We start from the raw sequence: 18,076 nt of genomic DNA on the forward strand, positions 1-18,076 counted from the left end.
GCGTTCCGCCAACAGGTGATTTTCAATTCAGTATGCTATAACTCAGATTGTCGCGCAGGATCATAAAAGAGGCTTCTATGAATGACACATTTCTGACCGGTATTCTTCAGCAGGTAAAAACAATTGCTGTCGCCGGTGCGAGTGATAAACCGGATCGCCCTGTTTATCATGTGATGGAATATTTGCTGGGGCAGGGATACCGGGTGATTCCGGTGAACCCGAAACTGGCGGGAAAAACCCTGATCGGGCAGCTGGTGTATGGTTCGCTGGCCGATATTCCGGAGCCGGTGGATATGGTGGATGTTTTCCGGAATGCGGATGCCGCGCCGGGTATTGCACAAGAGGCGATAGCCATAAACGCGAAAGTGCTGTGGCTGCAGCAGGGGATTATCAGCAGTGAGGCGAAAGCGCTGGCAGAAAATGCCGGGATGCTGTTTGTTGAGGATCGCTGTCCGAAAATTGAGATCCCGCGTCTGGGTCTGGAAAAGTAAGCAAAAATAAAGCCCCGGCATGTGAGTGGCGGGGCTGTTCGTGTATTAATTGCGCAACCGGGGAGACAGTAACTGGTTACGGATGGACTCAGCCAGCTCATCCATTGTGATGTTATCGGGGTGGTCTTCATCCATCTCATAGGTGATCTGGGCTTCTGCCAGATAGCTATGGATAGGTTCACCGTTATCGTCTTCCATCACGACGTGGTACCAGGGCGAAGAGCGCAGGTTCATATTGGATGCGATATCGTCCTCTTCCGGCTGATCCAGTGAGTATTCAGCATCAATATCGACAATCACGCCCAGGTAGCCAAGCAGCTTATGGCGGACTTGTTGTCCGATACCGAACTTACTTGAAATCATCATAATCACCTCCGAAGAAACTTTGCTCTGTTACTAATATGGGGGGTACTGATGACAGATTCAATCCCTTAACAGATAGTTGTTTCCTATCACTGCAATCAGCAACAGCTGACAATTTCAGGTTATCGGGGTGTGGATAAAATTACAACCTGCGGACAGTGATACAGATAAATATAGTGATATTTCCGGAAAAAGGAGCGACATAATGAAGATTGGACGACATTTTACCGTATACGGACGTGTTCAGGGCGTCGGTTTCCGTTATCAAACGTTTTATTGGGCAAAACGCCATAATGTGACCGGTTTTGTCCGCAATCGTCAGGATGGCAGCGTGGAAATTGAGGCGTATGGTGATGAAAGTGTGCTGGACGGCATGACCGCGTGGCTGGAAGCGGGCGGGCCGCCGGGGGCGAAAGTGACGGAGATTATCGCAACGCCCTGCGATTACAGGGACGTTACACTATTCCGTGTCCGTCACGAATAAACGGTGGTCAGATACACTTCACCGGTTTCGGCAGCCCGGCCAGTTTTGTTGCCTGTTTGGCGGGGCCTTTCGGAAACAGGCGATACAGATAACGGCTGTTCCCGCGCTCTTCGCCATACTTCTGTGTGATGGCTTTCACCAGCATACGGATAGCCGGTGAGGTGTTAAATTCCAGATAAAAATCCCGTACAAAGCGGATAACTTCCCAGTGCTGCTCTGTCAGGGTAATCTCTTCCTGTTCAGCCAGCAGCGGCACCATAGCCTCCTGCCAGTCCTGCACATTGAGTAAATAGCCGTGGGGATCTGTGGCGATTTCACGCCCTTCAAACACAAACATAATCTGAACCTGCTGAAAATGAGAATGAAAATGTAGCAAAAATCTGCCGCTATCCCAAGCATCAGAAGAAAGAAAGCGGTAATTGTGATGATAAAATCAGCTAACACATTGAGAAATGGCTAAATTTCCGGCATTCAGACAATCCGGGACTTTACAAGGGACGGGGAGGGGACTATAGTGCTCGTCATTGCGGAGGGGTGGCCGAGCGGCTTAAGGCAGCGGTCTTGAAAACCGCCGACGGGAAACCGTCCGAGAGTTCGAATCTCTCCTCCTCCGCCATCTTCACGTCTTCCTGCGTCTTCTGAAGTCCCTCAACCCCCGGTAAATCAGACTTTCATCCGAAAAAATCCGAAGGTACTCTGCGGGTTCTCCGGAATACCCTGCAGCAGAAAATTTTCGTACTTTTGCACGCTGTTATATCGCCATTTTCCTCAGTAACACGTATTCCCGTCAAATCAGAATTAATGCTATATCAAGCCATATCACCCCGCACATCAGTCCGTAGTGACAGTGCTCCGTCGGGTATGGTGCAGCAACGTGATGTCTGTCGGGGCAGGTAAGCGCGGTTTCTGGTGCGGAAACGGAACGGTCTGAACACACTAAGAGGGGGATAACTCAGTTCTCCGGGATGTCCGGATAGCTCATATGTTTGGTTCTTCTGAACAACAGAAACCACAGACATAAAAAAGCCGGTTAAACGCAACCGGCATGAAAAACATAAGCTTTTAAGTAAAATGGTCGCACTAAATAATGCAATTACAAATATACAGAGTATTTTCGCTAAAATCTAACATAAAATGCGTGTTCTGAATTTAAAAATAACCATATCCGTTTTTCTCTGCCGTGTTTTTATCATGGTGACGCGCGGTACCATTTCACGGTTAATGGTTCATCTGAACGGGCGGTGCTGACATCAGAAGCAGGCGGCGGGTCAATCATGCAGGATGAAACAGTAAGAAAATGTAACCTTAAATTAAATAAAAGCTAAACAAAAGCGATATTTTGATCAGTTTCTGGTCGTTTTGTTTGTTGTCAATCGCGGCATGGATTACTCTTAATAGGTGTTGATTAGGAGACATTGTGAAAGATATAAATTTTATTGTAGGTCAGAATATCCGCAGCTTAAGACACCGTAACGGTATGACAACGAAAGCATTAGCAAATCAGCTGGGAATATCCCCGCAACAGATATCAAGGTATGAGCGGGGAATCAATAAAATAGATGCCAGTATTGTATTTAAGATAATAAATATATTTGGTGTTCCTTATGAGGCTTTATTCCCGGAACCGGAAACTGAGGATTTTTCTCAGACAAAAGCATCACTTATGTATATGGATCCAATGCTATTCCATAATGAGTATCAGTCTTATTAGTTTAACGTAATCAACTCCCGGCATGCGAAGACGCTCAGTGCTGAGTTAATGGTATAAAAAAATAGCCCGAAACCGTGGGGGAAACGGGCTGAAAGAGTTGGTATAAATTGGAATAATAGTAAGAAAAGTGATTGAATCTGATATAAGAACAATCTTAGTGATAGTAACGGGATAAACTTAAACAAAGGTTAAATACCCTGTCAAATACCAGGGTTTTATCCCCGGATAATCCATCGCAAAGCCTGCTCACTGAGCAGGTTTTTTTATCGTGCTCAACCGACGATTGCTGATTCAAACTCATTAATAAAAAACGGAAAATCCATCGTATTTTCTGACCATACAAGGGCGTTTTTACTCAGTTCATGATAGTTATTAATGATATGGTGAATCGCATCCATACAATCAGAAGGTGATATAAGTTTAATTGATGTTAATTTATCATCAGTCGGATCATAGACATCATAGGGAAAGTCAATATTGATATTTGTTTTTTCTTTATACTCATCCGGTAAGAGAGTCGGTTTTATGGCTATACCGCTATATTCATTTTTAATAGCTTCCGGTTGCCCGTCAATCAATGGATATATAACAGGGATCCCATGAGACATTGCCTCGATGCAGGAAAGGCCAAAAGCTTCAGTCACCGGCGTACTGAGGTATATATCGATTTCATCATAAAAATCAGTCATATCAGACTGATAACCCATGAATATGACATTTTTTTGTAGTGAAAGACGTTCTGTGAGCTTCTCAAGTTCTTTCCTGTTGTCACCGGCACCAGCAATAACCAGGAATGCATTAACGCCATTATCTAGCAGTTCTTTTACCGTCAGTATGGATATCCCGATACCTTTGATCCCAACCAGTCTTGATGCGGTCCCGAGAACAATTTTTTCATCAGATATTTCTCTCGGCTCCGGTGATATCGGCATATTCAGCCTATTGAGAACAACGTTGATATCCTTATTGAAATTATATCGCAACTGGATGATTCTTTTAGACGCGTTGCTGTTGGATATAACGCTGTCGATATTTTTGAAAAAGTCATCTGTTTTTTTATTTTGCGGATATCGCCACCCGCATCCGCAATCATAATATATTTTCTTACATTTTATTTCACTCAGGTCTATACGTGGCATGAAATCCCATATGACTAAGATATCAGGCTGTAACGTGTTTATCCTGGCAATAAGGACTTTTTTTCGTAAGGCAGTCGGGTATTTTATATTGACGTTGTTAAAAATTCTGTTAGCGAAGGTAATTTTTTTATCGTCAAATAAGTCAGATATTTTGTCATCAATTCTGTTACTACAGCATATAATTGTGTTATCAAACTGACTATTCTCTATAAACATAGAAAAGCGTTTTTCAACACCACCAAAACCGGAGAGGTTAATCAGATGGGCAACTTTCATTTTTACTCCAGATAGATATTACTGACATGGCATTAATAGCCTGCCATCTTTAACTATTTTACTTATGGGTGTTATATTTTGTTAATTCATTACCGGCATTATTGATAGTGTCCGGAGACGGACAGATTATTGCCGGGGCGTTTTATACAGGGAATATTTAATACGCCATCCGGTTTTTACGGTGCAACAGGATGATTAGTTTTAGGGTTCGGGCCAAATCTGTTGTCCCCGGGATGGCTATCCAGACAAGAAAATACAAAAATAATAATACCACCAAAGGGTATTAATAAGGCCAATAACCACCAGCCTGATCTGCCGGTATCATGTAAACGACGGACTGTTATTGAAAGAGAGGGAATAAACGTCACAATGATATAAATCACAAAGAACACAGTTAATACAAAACCAATGGCATTAAAATCCCGCGAGTAAAGATCTGAAAAATAAAGTATAGCAAGATAAAGAGAAACGATAATTGCAGTATCAATCAGGACAAACATCCAATACTCTTTTCGTCTGGCTCTGCCTTTAAAGTTAAAGTAGTTAATATTAATAGCGTCTGAGTACCAATCCATATATTTATCATTACCTGAAATTATAAGGGGCGGCAATATATATAATGAGTAATCAGATGTAAATTATTTTAATGTAAGATTATATTAATACTAATTGTATTAGTAAAAAAGGAAAATATCAGCACACTTCAGATCTAAGATCTCGCATTAAAATTGCACCATTCCCCAGCTTATTGCAAAAATGGCCAGAGTGAAAAATACGCACGTTATTGATTGCTTCCTCATGAGAAGCAATATCCGCAAGTGAGTTCAAAGGGAAACGACCCGCAGATACAGGGACTGGCAGTATCGCCGTGGCTGATTCAGGAATGGCATAACATAGTGAAATAAAAATAAAACAGCAGAATATAATGTTTTTATCCGGTTATGTCGCCTGCGGCAGAGCGGAAAGCACGGATTGTTTGTATGGTTTTGATGATACTTTATTTTTATTGTTATTATTCATGTTGTTATAGCGATTTTTTATTTTGTTACATATTTTATTTCTGTGTTCACCAAAGAAAAGTTTATTTTATTTATTATTTACAGTGAGTTATCGCGTTATCTTAAAAAAACAGGATGGTTTGTCATTTTTATATTCCGGATTATTACATCGCCAACGTCTTAATTGGATTAATGAGTAGTCTGATATTCTGTTTTTTGGGATTGCATTGACCTGAGTCACTCATTCTGTGAGGTTCGGACTTTCCTCCGGATCTTTACAGATCGATAAGTGAAATTTATTATCCCGCGGTTCAGCACCATGTGTATTGACTGATAACAGCATGCAGTTGCAGGCATGTCAGGTGGGCGTCAGTCGAAGTACTGTCAATATAGTCCGGCCATTATCCGGGCGGATCGTTTTTGTTCTCTCTGCGGACGTCCGGGTAACGACTGTCCGTGACTGTTACTGTACGGAGTTGTTGTGGTTCCTTCTCTTTCTGATCTGCTACCGGGCAATTCCGGACTGGTCTTTACCTGTAAAATCGGGCGGCTGCCGGAAAACACTTTCCGGGTGACCGCGTTCACCCTGGATGAAACGCTTTCTGCCTTATTTTCCTTATCCGTTTCTGCCGTCAGCCTGCTGCCGTCAGTCGATTTTCAGGCCTGTCTCGGTTCTGCCGCCTCACTGACAGTCATCCGCAACGGTGTTAAGGTCCGTACCGTGCAGGGGCTGCTGGCTTCCGCCGAACAGGGTAATACTGACGGCAACAAAACCTGGTATCAGTTTGTTATCCGCCCGGAAATGTGGATCATGACGCTCAATCAGGACAGCCGCATTTTCCGCCAGCAATCCGTACCGGAAGTCCTCGCCACCCTGCTGAATGAGGCGCATGTCAAAAATGACCTGAAATTTTATGACGGCGCACTGCACGGTAAGCGCGATTACATCACCCAGAAGCGGGAATCCGCTTATGATTTCTGGTGTCGTCTGGCTTTTGAGGAAGGGATTAACTTCTGGTCCGAGGAAGGCCCGAAACTGTTTTACAGTGACAGTCATCTCGGCATGACAGCGGGTATTCACCTGACCTACAACCCGCAGGCGGATACAGACACCCGCGACAGCACGGCATTCTCCTGGCGCTATGCTGAACAGTTATGCGGTGATATTCAGATCCACAAAGATTACAACCCGCAGAATCCCTCCTATCCCCTTGAACATCAGCTGACCGGGGATGTTCACCGGCAACACACCACCTTTGAAAGCTACGGCCGTTTTCAGCAGGATGAGCAGGGCGGTTACTTTACGATGCTGCGCTATGAGCAATCCCAGAATGAACGTCAGACCGGCAGTGCGGGCACCAACTGCTTTGCGCTGAGGCCGGGTAAACTCTTTACCCTGAAAAACCACCCGTCAGCAGCCATGAATCAGTCGTGGCAGGTGATCAGTGTCAGTCACCGGGGTGTGCAGCCCCTGGCGGACAACAGCGGCGGTGAGGGTACCACCTTCAGTAATACCGTGCAGTTTATCCCGGGCGCTCAGGAATGGCGTCCGCCGTTCCGCTATAAACCGACCGCTGACGGTAACGAGCTGGCAACGGTCGTCGGGCCGCCGGGGGAGGAAATCTATACCAACGCTGATGGCGCTGTCACGGTCCGTTTTCACTGGGACCGGCGCGGCAGGCCGGATCACAGCGCCTCCTGCTGGGTACGGGTGGCCCACGGCTGGAACGGGGACGGTTTCGGGTTTATGTCGATCCCGCGTATCGGGCAGGAAGTGATTATTTCTTACCTTAACGGGGATATCGATTGCCCGATCATCACCGGCTGCACGTATAACGGGCGCAACAGCCCGCCGCTGACCCTGCCGGTCGAGAAAACCCGCACCACGTTCCGTACCAAAACCCATAAGGGGGAGGGGTTTAACGAGCTGCGGTTTGAGGATAAAGACGGGAGTGAAGAGATTTACCTCCATGCCCAGCGGGATAATAACATCCATATTAACCACAACAAAACTCAGCATATCGGACATGATGAGGTGCATACCGTGGTGAATGACCGTAAGCACGAGGTATGTCATGACGAATTTATTCATGTCACGAATGAGCAGACGCTGAACATCGGTGTGAATCAGTTTGAGCAGATAGGTAAAGACCGTATGACCCGGATTGATAACAGCTGGAAAGAAGTGATCCGGGCCGGGCATTTTCAGGAAGTGGGTGAAAACAAACAGAGTGTTGTGCAGGGCGATTATACATTAACCGCCGGAGGCGGCATTCACACGCACACCCGGGTGCATACGCTGCAGGCAGGCGACACTGTTCTTATCAGAGGAAAAGCCGGTTCTATTCAGCTGGACGGGCAGGGCGTCACGATCACCGGAAATATTACCCTGAAAGGTCCGGTGTCAATCGCCGCAGGTGCGCCGGGAACGGTTGTTTTACCGGAAGCAGCGGTGAATGAAGGGCTGCCGCTGGCAGAAGACTGCCGGGCAAAAGCCGTGAAGAAAGGGACGTCATGATGCCGGTCTCTCAGGCTGTTTTCCGGGCGTATTGGGTGGCGCAGTGCCGCTATACCCGGGATGACATGCAGTTCAGTGGGGTAATGGCCGTGGCGGGGGCGGACAGGGATCAGGCCATCCGCAATATGCGCCGGTATTTTTCAGCCCAGCCGGAACACTACAGTGCCGCTCAGTACGATACCCTGGAGCCGCTGACAGCGTATGCCGGGGAGAGTCAGCAGCCGGAGTTACCGTTACTGCGGCAGGTTATCCGCCAGCATGATGAGGGGATCCCCGCTGTATTAACCGGTGAACATAATCTGACCTGTCCGCTGCCGTCGGAAAACGGTGATATTCATTATCAGCCGGGCCCGCCGGGGTTTATCCCGGGGATCCCGCTTTTTGCGGTGATCGACAGCGGTGAATATCACCGTCAGACCGGACAGCACCTTGTTCCGGTGCTGCTCGGCACTCACCTGCCGTGGCAGTCGCTGTATCAGGGGGAAACGCAGGAAAGTCTTGCCGACCGTGCGCCGTATCTGGTGCAAATCCGTGCGGATCGTGCGGGGAAACAGTTTCTGGCTCATTGTCAGAACCTGCCGGATAAAGCCGCCGCCGGGTTTTTTATCAGCAGCAGCAAACCCTTTCCGGAAATGCACCGGCAGTTACGCAGGATGACGTATCTGCGAAATCAGGTCACCGGCAGCTGGAGTTTTTTCCGGTTTTATGATGTCCGCCATTTTATTCCCTTTGCTGAATCACTGACACACGGGCAGCTGCTCAGTGTCGCCGGGGGCGTGACGGCTTTTGCGGGGTACAGCCCGGCATATCCGGAGGGGGTGACCATCACCTTTTCTGCCGGTGTTACCGGTACGGGACGGCGCGAAGCGCTGTTTATCAATGAGCGGCTTTACGGCCATTATGCCCGGCTGACCCTGATGAGTACCCTGGCAAAAACCCGGCAGCTGATTGAGCAGCACGGGGCCGGGTCCGCGCCGGAACAGGACGGCGGTGAAACCGTCTCCGACAGTTATCTTATCCGTGAAGCCAACCTGAGCTTTCTGGCGGGAGTCACCCGGATGCAGGCGTTAATGTACCGGTTATCCGCCCGTTATCTGTGCCGTCACGATACCGCGCTCTGGGAACGTGCCTGTGAGCATGCACGGCCTTATCAGCACAACCAGGTATTATTTAACTATCATTGTTATGCCTTTTGTATACAGGCGCAGGGAGTCCCCGTATGACTGAACATGTCAGTTCTGATGTTTTAACTCCGGAAGAGAAACACCTCCGTAAAATGGTGGAGGCGGTTAATCAGGCCGCGCCGCGCAATTTACCGGCAGATGCGGTGATTTGCCCGTGTGAGAATGAGCACCGTCCGGTCTATCCGGTGCGTTATGCCTATTCGAATTTATCGGGTGATAAAAATGCCGTGGCAGCGATGCCGCCGGAGGTTAAGAAACTGCTGGAACTGTGCCCTGCACAACCGGATATTGAGGTGTACGAGCCTGAAGTGTGTACCCTTGAGGACACGAAGGGATTCAGTGCCCGGCTGTTACGTTCAGGATGGGTCTATGTGTTTGAGGAGGGGGAATTCCCGACCCGGACCGATACCCGGGGGCAGTTGCTGATTTTTAAGCATACCATCACCTATACACACAATGGTCAGGTTTATGATGAAAATGATAACTCCGCTGAAGCAGAAAAGGCGGTGACCGGCGGAGATGCCGACGAATATTTTATACCTTATATCCGGGTATATGATACCGAATCCCTGACCGGGGAACTGAAAGAACAGTTTCCTCATTATCCTTATCTGGCGATAAAAAAAGATGTTATCCGTGCCCGGTTTTTTTTCAGTGATATTCCGTTACCCGATTATACACTGAACAAGCTGACGGCTGACCCTGCATTCCGCGCATCCTTTATGCAGGAAATCAATCTGGTGGATTTTAATGATAACCCTTATGCACTTGAATTACATGAAGAGCATATTGATTATCTGGTGGAGGAATATAAGGAGGAATCACACAGGTTTGCCGCATTTGCGAAACAGGCAAAAGAAATAGGTTCAGACTTACCCAAAGGTCATTATTTTGCTGAAATAACTAATACCCCTGACGTATCGAAAGGCTCTGAAACGCTGCTTGCACAGGTGAAAGCCTCACTGGATGAGAATGAGAAAAGCAGCCTGGTGATATTGCACGACCCGGTGGGGTATCAAAAAGATGTCCTGGCATTCTATTCTTTCGTTACTGCGATGTACGCCGCATTTCAGCATCACTGGCGTTACCCTAATCAGATCGGTCACTACCTCTCAACGATTAAAATGCATCTGGATCATCCTGATATTGCACAAACGGGGGCCGGGCACCGGCTGAATGAACAATTTTTAGATAATATTGATATGCAGGGCTGGCAAACCTACTGGCCTGAAATTGAATCGGGATATAAAAAATTTGAGCAAATTCAGCAAAATATCGCCCATCTGTATGGGGATTTTTTAACGAATCCTGCGATAACGGATAAAATAGGCGGCATTAAAAATTATACTGACCATGTTTTTTTAATCCGGGAACAATACGCACAGACGGATTTCTGGCACCTTGCGTTTTTTGAGGAGGTTCGACGCTACAGTGAATTTCATGAACAGTTATTGTCGCCGTTAAAAAGCTCAGCATCAGGGCAGCAGGTTTTAAGCCTGATGTTTTCGGTTGATAAACCGGAAGGGAAACTCTGGAAGAATCTATGTGATATCGCGGTCAATTTACTCAGTGAGGAAGAACTGAGAAAAGGCGGAATGAATTTTTTCAAAGAAAAAATGCTTCCGTCACTGGAGTCGGTGCTTTTGATTGGCTGGGATGCATTAGGGTATGCGTTTACAGAAACCCATGCTCTGTTAAAAAAAAATATCGGACGTTCACGTCACATCACGCAGGCTGGCATCGATTTTTTGGCGGGAAAAGTCTTACCTGCTTTTCTGGGTTTCTTTGATCTCCGGGTAAATACTAAGACGCTGCAGCCCATGTCCGGAAAACAGTTTATGGGCTGGATGGATTCCCTGAACGGAAAGGCCGCTCCCCTTAAAAACACAGTTGGTCAGATGAGGACATTACTGAACTGGGATGAAAAACTGAGAAGCCCTGCAGTAACACATGCGATTAATACGGTTCAGTATCACTATGCGTCAACAGGGCTGCCGGTTGATAAAGAGACGTTTAAAAACACGCTGAAGTTAAGTTTGTCACTTTATTCATTGCTGACGGGTATTCTGGAACTTCAGGCGGCTAATAAAATGTCGGATTATGATAAAAATAACCCGCTGAATACCGGCGCGGTAAATATTTTACGGACTCAGATCGTTGTGAATCTGGTCAAAACGACTGAAGGTATTATCAAGACCCGTCAGGCGGCGGGGCTTTATATGAAACGGGTCACTTACCCGCCTCTCCGGCATATTTTAATGAAAATCCATTTACCGGAACCCAAATCCGTATGGGCTAAAAGGACTGTCAAGAGTCTCGGTTATCTTGTTGCGCTGCTGGGCGCAGCATTACCTATAGCCGAATGTATGGCTGAACTGGATAAAAAAAACCATGTGACCGCCGGGGCAAAATTTACGGAAGCGGTGGCAACCCTTGCTCTGAGTATTGGTGTGGCGGGTGTCGGTCAGGCTAACGCCATTATCGAGGGGGCTGCGGTTCTCAGCACCAACCCGATAATACGGTTTGCTACCCTTTATGCGTGGGAAATTGTCCTTATCGCAACAGCAGCACTGATTGGCAGTGCCATCATATATTATATATTCGAAACAGATGATTTTGATGAGTTGCTGAAAAATTGTTTCTGGGGAAACGGCGATAAATACTTTGCAGGGGGGTACCTGACCAAAGATAACGATGATATTGATAGGCCTATAGATAGATATGATCAATTAAATAAGTATATCAAAAATTTTGAAAAATATACGGCATATTACCAAATGGAATTGCAGGAGTTTTTAAATTTCTTTTTTACGCCGCAAGTAAAAATTACCGCGCAACCGCAAGCAAAAGCTGGTCAGCTCCCGACGACATATGTGATACATTATCAGTTCAGGCTGGCTAATTTTCAGTGCGGCCTCTCGGATATTGAATATCAGTTGGTAAAATTAAAAAAAACAGTAATGTATGCGTCTCAGATGCCCGTAAAGTATCTTCCTCCGAAACCGGATATCATTCTCCGGCGTAAAGGATTCGAGTATATCGCGTCCGATAATCATATCTTTAACCAGGCCTTTGACCTGGCCTTTGAACAGGCGCTGATGACAGCCCTTCAGAACACATCGTTGCGTGCGGGAGAATTTAAATTCAGCTTTAAGGTTGATGCGGGAACACATAGCGGTGACCCGTTAAAAAATAATTCCGTGCCGTCTGTTCACTGGTATTACCTGACTGACCGTATAAAAGGGGATATTGCGCCGCTGCGTTACCGCAAAGGTAATTTACAGGATAAAATTTATGGTTATATTGATGATAAGGGAATGGAATGAGTAACCCGTTTACAGTATCAAGGTTTCCGTCACAACTGAAAACCTCACGTTTGGCGGATGCAAATTATCCTTATGATGACCCGTTACCGCTGAAGGATCTGGTTTTTTTGCAAAGTCTCAATGAGCAGGAATGCCGGATTAAATCGTCACAAGTTAACAGCAGGAAATCTAACACAGTACCTGTATTTTTGGTATTACTGGTGATGATGTTTTATACTTTATTCACCTTTGTTGAAAAGCATAATGTAAAAAAGCATACATTTGAAGAGAATGTATTAAATGCCGAAGAAAGGTATCTTGATAAGAGTGTTATAAAAATTAACAAGCTTACAACGGAATATTTTGAAAAATATAAACCTTTTTTTGGAAAAGAAAAAATTAGCTGGTGGGACTATGCTAAGGCATATAATTCAGGACTATTTTTTATTGGCAGTGAATACGATAAATATTTCATTATCGGATGGTTAATATTCTTTCCGGGGGGATTATATATCGTAGGTTCTCTGAGTTTTTTTGTTCCGATGACCTGGCTGGTAGCAGACCGAAAGCGGGGCATCCTGTATTCCTATGTGGACGGGATTGTGATGGCCGTGCGTTATGAGGATGCACAGTTTGGTTTTGCAGGCAGAATGCTGGCGTTTAAATTATTCTATATTCATCCGGAAACCGGAAAGTTAGGTACCCATATTTACAGACCTAACGTTTCGTTCTATACCGGTTTTTTAATGAGCACGGATACCGAAAATTACCGTTTTATTACGTTTTTAAATAAGTATATGAAAGAGGGACGGGATGCCGTTTCATCCGTGGATTATCAGGCACGTGATCCGTTGTTTTGTTTTGCCAAAAACCCGCTTCCGGATGATTTTGAACAACAGGTTACGCAGATTCTGGCAAAGTTGGATAACAGGAAGCAACGTCATGCGTAGTCTTGTGAATGGCCGTAAGATTATTTTAAAAAATGACACCACCAATACCGGAGGTACCGTTCTCCGGGGCTCCTCTGTTGCGAAACAAACTGAAGGTATTGCCTGTGTGGGTGACCCGGTATATTGCCCGTCGTGTAAGCAGACGGGGACAATCGCGGAAGGTGACAGTCTGATAAAAATAAACGGCATACCGGTTGCCCTGGAAGGTCATAAAGTGACATGCGGATGTTCCGGTGGGTGCCTGCTGGTTGCGGCGGGTTAAATACAGAGATATGAACGAAAAATATTCTGTTCCGTCTGTTTACGGTGATGGCCGGGGTAACGGGGATATTTCCCCGTTTAACCTCGATGGTTGTATTGACGAAGAAGGTACCGCATGACCCGTTTATATACCGCAACCCGGCATCCTGAGCAGCTGGAGACAACATTATTAACCGGGGAAAGTCACACCTATGATGACCCTTTAGCCCCCCGTAAACTGGTGTTTTTGGATGCTGTGAATGAGCAGCGTTGTGTGATTAATTCACCGCAGCGTAACAGTCAGTTAACTAACACAATTCCTTTTTTTATCGCTATATTGATTATGGCGTGTTATACAATGTTTAACTTTATTGATAGCCATATGGAGTATAAAAAATACTTTCAGCATCGAGTTCAAGAGGTGGAAAGAAAGTATGGTGATAAGCCAGGTTTAGATGAAGCGACATTAAGGTATGTTAAGCTCTATCAACCATACTTCGGTAGTCGAGATATAAGTTATTATGATTATATTTTAGCGTATAATTCAGGCGTGTTTTTCACGAATAGCCAATATAGTAAATATCTTGTTATAGGCTGGCTTATCCTATTCCCGGGGGCGTTATGGTTATTTGGGTATCTGGCTTTCTTTGTTCCTCCGGCACACCTTATTGCTGACAGACAACGGGGTATTCTGTACAGCTACGGTATGGGAAAAGTATATGTAACCCGTTATGAAGAGGCACAAATCGGGTTAGCCGGTAAAATGCCCGCTATTAAACTTTATGGTCTTGATCAGAAATCCGGTGAACTGAAAACAATTCTCTTCCGGCCGAATGTCTCGCATTATTCGGCTTTTCTGACCAGTACGGACAGCGAAAACCACCGTTTTATTACATTCCTCAATGCCTATATGCAGCAGGGACGTGATGCTGTTTCAGCCTCGGATTATCAGGCGCGTAAACCATTCCTGTCATTTGGTAAAAATCCGCTTCCGGACGATTTTGAACAACAGGTTACACAAATTCTGGCAAAGTTGGATAACAGGAAGCAACGTCATGCGTAGTCAGGTGAATGCCTGTAAAGCGATATGCGGATGTTCCGGCGGATGAGTGCTGGTCGCGGCGGGGTAAGTCGCCGGAAGCAACACCGGATTCTTTTTTTATCGTCATATTCAGTATGACTGATTGTTTATCAGATTTTATTGATCAAGGGACTTTGTAATGTTTGAATTTTTTATGGGAACAATGTTCCCGGCTAAGCTAAAAACGCAAAAAATTACGTCTTACCAGGAAGACTGTCGTTTTACGGGTTCCCCGGAAGACAGCCCGTATTTGCTGAAGATAAATCAGGAAAAATGTCAAATAAAGTCCACTAACTTTAAGCATCGAAAGGTTGTCTCAATTCCTTTATTTTTAGTTGTCTTTGCTACTTTTATTTTTTTGATGAATTCTTTTTTCGAGAGTCATTATTCAAATTATGAGTCATTTATTTCAGATGTTGAAATATATAAAGAGTATGATGAAAACTCAAGAGATCCACTTGAGGGTACAGAACGGTATCGTCCTTTTTTTGATAAAGAACCCGGCGTATTTGATTATTTAATATCTTACTACTCCGGGAATTTTTATGCAGGAACAAAGTATTCAATATATTTAACGATACTACTGGCATTAGGATTTGGTTATTGCCTGTATATTACGGGTAAATCGGCTTTTTGGGGACCTTACCCCATTTTAGTCTTAGACAGAACACGTCAAATTTTGTATACATGGGAAAATAACAAAGTCTATATGGCCCGCTATGAAGATGCCGGATATGCAACACCAAATAATAATTTATTTATAAAATTGTTTTCGTTTAATACCGAAAAAAACAGACTGGACACGATTTTGTTTCAACCGAATGCATCCGATCACAGTAGCTTATTTCTCAGTGAGAAATATGAAAATAATGCATTTATTAATTTCATTAACACGTATATGCAAAAAGGGCGTGATGCCATTACAGATCATGATTTCGAATGTGAGCCATTGACACTTTATTTTGGCGGCTATAATCCCCCGGCGGATGCTGACAGCCAAATAGCGAATACAGTAGGTATGCTGGATAAAGAGACGGTTTCTGATGCGTAGTCAGAATATATTTCCCGGCAGGGTGTTCTCTGCCGGAAAATATATTCATAACATCAGTGTATTTCCGGTAATTTAAAAACGGAGACCATCTGTGCGAGCTGTTCTGCTTCACTTTTCAGAAGCTGTGTCCGCGAGACGGCATTATCAATTAAAGTGGCATTCTGCTGCACGGTGGTATCCATTTCGGTGACTGCCATGGTAACCTCAGCCAGCCCTTTACTTTGTTCCTCTCCCGCAACCCGGAGATCACTCATCAGCTGTCTGACTTTCAGGACATCCTCCACCAACTGATTCAGTGTTTCACCGGATTCATGCACCTGACTGCTGCCTGTTTTAATATTCTGAACAGACTCGTCAATCAGAACTTTAATCTCACGGGCTGCCCGGGCACTGCGCTGAGCCAGAGACCTGACTTCAGTCGCAACAACGGCAAAACCCCGGCCTGAATTACCCGCCCTCGCAGCCTCTACCGCCGCATTCAGGGCCAAAATATTGGTCTGAAATGCGATACTGTCGATGACTGACACAATGTCAAACATCCGCCCGGATGACGTACTGACATTGCTCATTGTTGATATAACATTATGCATCATATCCCCGCAGCGGCTTGCGGTTTGTGCGGTGGTTTCTGCCAGTTTATCGGCCATGTGTGTGTTGTCACTGTTCTGACGCACGGTGACATTCAGCTCCTCCATTGCCGCCGCACTTTGCTCCAGGGCTGCGGCCTGTTGTGTCACCCGTACTGATAACTCGTTATTATTATCGGCCAGACTGACGGTATTTTCCGCGACAACAGCGCTGCTGCTGCGTACGGTCAGCAGCATCGATGATATTTTGTCCGCAAACAGATTGAATGCCCGTGAGATATCCGATATTTCATCATTACCGGCTATCGCCATACGCTTCGTCAGATCGCCTTCTCCGCGGGCAATATCATCGAGTGCGTTATATGTCTCATTCAGGCGGGTGATCAGACGACGGACTGCTAACCAGGAGCCCAGCAATAACAGCGTCATAACCGGCAGCAGGACTTCCAGCACATCCTGCATCATGATGTTCGCCAGACCGGTTACCCGGCTTTCCGGCGTGGCAAGGCCGATAACCCATCCGGTATCCGCCATCGGGAACAGCATCACCTGTGACGATGTATTCAGCTGTCCGTCGTGATCAATGCGGATGCTGCCGGGAGCGGATTGCTCAGAATCCTGCCGCTTCAGGCCTGCAGCCACCGGTGCCAGCCAGCCGGATTGGGCGGCCAGCTCATCAAAGGTTTTAAATTTTTTACTGTCATAACCGGGAAAATAAATCAGCTGCCCGTGACGGTCTGTCACAAAGGCGTAGCCGCCGGTGCTGTTGCCGTATTGCTGCATAATGGCGGCAATATTATCCAGGCGGATATCTGTTGTGACGACACCGGAAAATTTCCCGCCCGTTTTATACGGCACACTGCAGGTTACCATATTCACACCGGAAACCGTGTCGCTGTAAACATCTGACCATAAACAGCGTTCTGTCGATTCGTCCTGTGCATTTTGGTACCAGCTTTCATTATGATAATTATCGGTACTGTCTTTATTATACTCGTCAGAAAAGACCAGTTCCCCGGCCGGATTTCGTGCCCAGAAAAAGCTGCGTTTCTCAATTCCGGGCGTGAATGCCCCCGGTTCCGGCCAGATCCCGCCACCGGTGATCAGGCTGTTACTTTCAATCAGATTAGGCGGGATATAACGGTACAGCGCCTCATCATTGGGCAAAACCTCTGCCATGCGCGCCAGGCTGACAGTATTTCCGCCGGTGTGAGATAAAATGGTACTGACTCTGGAGGTCAGGCCATGTCCGGTTTCTTCAATTAATGCGGTATTAATTTCCACCACACGGGGCTGCCCGCGCCACAGCATAACAATAATAATAATCGCCGTGGTGACAGCAAGGAGCAGAATACCACCGATCGTCAGACGAGTTGAAATACGGGACGGATACCAACGCATAAAAAACTCCGGAAATAATAAATTTACATATACTATAAATTTGGCTGGTCTGAGCAGAGTCCTGCTATATTTTAACGATTGCCCGGTTATTGGCTGAGCTGCCCCGGGTTTACTATTGCAGAGACTCTCTGAATAAAAAACGGAACTAAAGCTGTCAGTCAGAATAGGGTACTTTGCTGAAAATTATTTCCTTATGGTGTTTTTTTAAGTGAAAGATAAGATGATTTCTTTTTATAACAGGAATATACAACACATGAAATTGCTTGTTTTATGTTACTGTTATTATTCATTCCTGTT

At 45.7% G+C, this 18,076-nt stretch carries 15 protein-coding genes, 1 tRNA gene and 1 pseudogene; 12 read left to right on the top strand and 5 right to left on the bottom strand.

Annotation, left to right across the window (positions count from 1 at the left end; all coding sequences use genetic code 11):
- Window positions 1-77: 77 nt before the first annotated feature.
- On the top strand, window positions 78-491 hold the full coding sequence (locus ACF8OF_RS07095; RefSeq protein ID WP_262861173.1) for a CoA-binding protein: 414 nt from the start codon (window positions 78-80) through the stop codon (window positions 489-491).
- Between the two features lie 45 nt (window positions 492-536).
- On the opposite strand, the gene hspQ is transcribed toward ACF8OF_RS07095, so the two are convergent.
- A complete protein-coding gene (gene hspQ / locus ACF8OF_RS07100) occupies window positions 537-857 on the bottom strand; it encodes a heat shock protein HspQ (protein WP_025153288.1) in 321 nt (106 codons plus the stop codon).
- Between the two features lie 202 nt (window positions 858-1,059).
- On the opposite strand from hspQ, the gene ACF8OF_RS07105 reads away from it, so the two are divergent.
- Window positions 1,060-1,338 (top strand): acylphosphatase, encoded by a 279-nt coding sequence (locus ACF8OF_RS07105; RefSeq protein ID WP_262861172.1) that lies wholly within the window; start codon window positions 1,060-1,062, stop codon window positions 1,336-1,338.
- A gap of 7 nt (window positions 1,339-1,345) precedes the next feature.
- Here ACF8OF_RS07105 and tusE read toward each other — a convergent pair whose 3' ends face one another.
- A complete protein-coding gene (gene tusE / locus ACF8OF_RS07110; protein ID WP_004241806.1) occupies window positions 1,346-1,675 on the bottom strand; it encodes a sulfurtransferase TusE in 330 nt (109 codons plus the stop codon).
- 191 nt (window positions 1,676-1,866) lie between these two features.
- Between tusE and ACF8OF_RS07115 the strand changes: the two genes are divergently transcribed.
- Window positions 1,867-1,954, top strand: a tRNA-Ser gene (locus tag ACF8OF_RS07115).
- An 801-nt stretch (window positions 1,955-2,755) separates the two neighbouring features.
- Entirely contained in the window at window positions 2,756-3,049 is a 294-nt protein-coding gene (locus ACF8OF_RS07120; RefSeq protein ID WP_262860958.1) for a helix-turn-helix transcriptional regulator, read from the top strand.
- Window positions 3,050-3,321: 272 nt separating this feature from the next.
- Here ACF8OF_RS07120 and ACF8OF_RS07125 read toward each other — a convergent pair whose 3' ends face one another.
- Together ACF8OF_RS07125 and ACF8OF_RS07130 are read right to left on the bottom strand one after the other, a co-directional pair.
- Window positions 3,322-4,464, bottom strand: coding sequence for a glycosyltransferase (locus tag ACF8OF_RS07125; RefSeq protein ID WP_392496149.1), 1,143 nt, complete (start codon window positions 4,462-4,464; stop codon window positions 3,322-3,324).
- A 176-nt stretch (window positions 4,465-4,640) separates the two neighbouring features.
- Window positions 4,641-5,039, bottom strand: coding sequence for a DUF805 domain-containing protein (locus tag ACF8OF_RS07130; RefSeq protein WP_392496150.1), 399 nt, complete (start codon window positions 5,037-5,039; stop codon window positions 4,641-4,643).
- A gap of 904 nt (window positions 5,040-5,943) precedes the next feature.
- On the opposite strand from ACF8OF_RS07130, the gene ACF8OF_RS07135 reads away from it, so the two are divergent.
- The 8 genes and pseudogenes from ACF8OF_RS07135 to ACF8OF_RS07170 all read left to right on the top strand — a co-directional run bounded on the left by ACF8OF_RS07135 (window position 5,944) and on the right by ACF8OF_RS07170 (window position 15,791).
- Window positions 5,944-7,980, top strand: coding sequence for a type VI secretion system Vgr family protein (locus ACF8OF_RS07135; RefSeq protein ID WP_392496152.1), 2,037 nt, complete (start codon window positions 5,944-5,946; stop codon window positions 7,978-7,980).
- The gene (locus ACF8OF_RS07140; protein ID WP_392496154.1) at window positions 7,977-9,203 is read left to right on the top strand and encodes a DUF4123 domain-containing protein; all 1,227 of its coding nucleotides are present in this window, start codon (window positions 7,977-7,979) and stop codon (window positions 9,201-9,203) included. The genes ACF8OF_RS07135 and ACF8OF_RS07140 overlap by 4 nt, the downstream gene beginning before the upstream one ends.
- A 53-nt stretch (window positions 9,204-9,256) precedes the next feature.
- Window positions 9,257-9,892, top strand: a pseudogene (locus ACF8OF_RS07145) (toxin VasX); the annotation flags it as partial.
- Window positions 9,893-9,904: 12 nt separating this feature from the next.
- A complete protein-coding gene (locus ACF8OF_RS07150) occupies window positions 9,905-12,490 on the top strand; it encodes a hypothetical protein (protein ID WP_392496294.1) in 2,586 nt (861 codons plus the stop codon).
- Entirely contained in the window at window positions 12,487-13,419 is a 933-nt protein-coding gene (locus tag ACF8OF_RS07155) for a hypothetical protein (RefSeq protein ID WP_392496155.1), read from the top strand. The genes ACF8OF_RS07150 and ACF8OF_RS07155 overlap by 4 nt, the downstream gene beginning before the upstream one ends.
- Window positions 13,412-13,681, top strand: a complete 270-nt coding sequence (locus ACF8OF_RS07160; RefSeq protein ID WP_392496156.1) for a PAAR domain-containing protein — start codon at window positions 13,412-13,414, stop codon at window positions 13,679-13,681. Before ACF8OF_RS07155 ends, ACF8OF_RS07160 begins: the two co-directional genes overlap by 8 nt.
- 114 nt (window positions 13,682-13,795) lie before the next feature.
- Window positions 13,796-14,722, top strand: coding sequence for a hypothetical protein (locus tag ACF8OF_RS07165; RefSeq protein ID WP_392496158.1), 927 nt, complete (start codon window positions 13,796-13,798; stop codon window positions 14,720-14,722).
- A 157-nt stretch (window positions 14,723-14,879) separates the two neighbouring features.
- Window positions 14,880-15,791, top strand: coding sequence for a hypothetical protein (locus ACF8OF_RS07170; RefSeq protein ID WP_392496159.1), 912 nt, complete (start codon window positions 14,880-14,882; stop codon window positions 15,789-15,791).
- A 53-nt stretch (window positions 15,792-15,844) separates the two neighbouring features.
- Here the strand turns inward: ACF8OF_RS07170 and ACF8OF_RS07175 are convergent, their stop codons facing one another.
- A complete protein-coding gene (locus ACF8OF_RS07175; protein ID WP_392496160.1) occupies window positions 15,845-17,779 on the bottom strand; it encodes a methyl-accepting chemotaxis protein in 1,935 nt (644 codons plus the stop codon).
- Window positions 17,780-18,076 lie beyond the last annotated feature (297 nt).

The sequence above is a fragment of the Morganella sp. TYF_1 genome (assembly GCF_043105645.1).
GTDB classification, from domain to species: Bacteria; Pseudomonadota; Gammaproteobacteria; order Enterobacterales; family Enterobacteriaceae; genus Morganella; species Morganella morganii_B.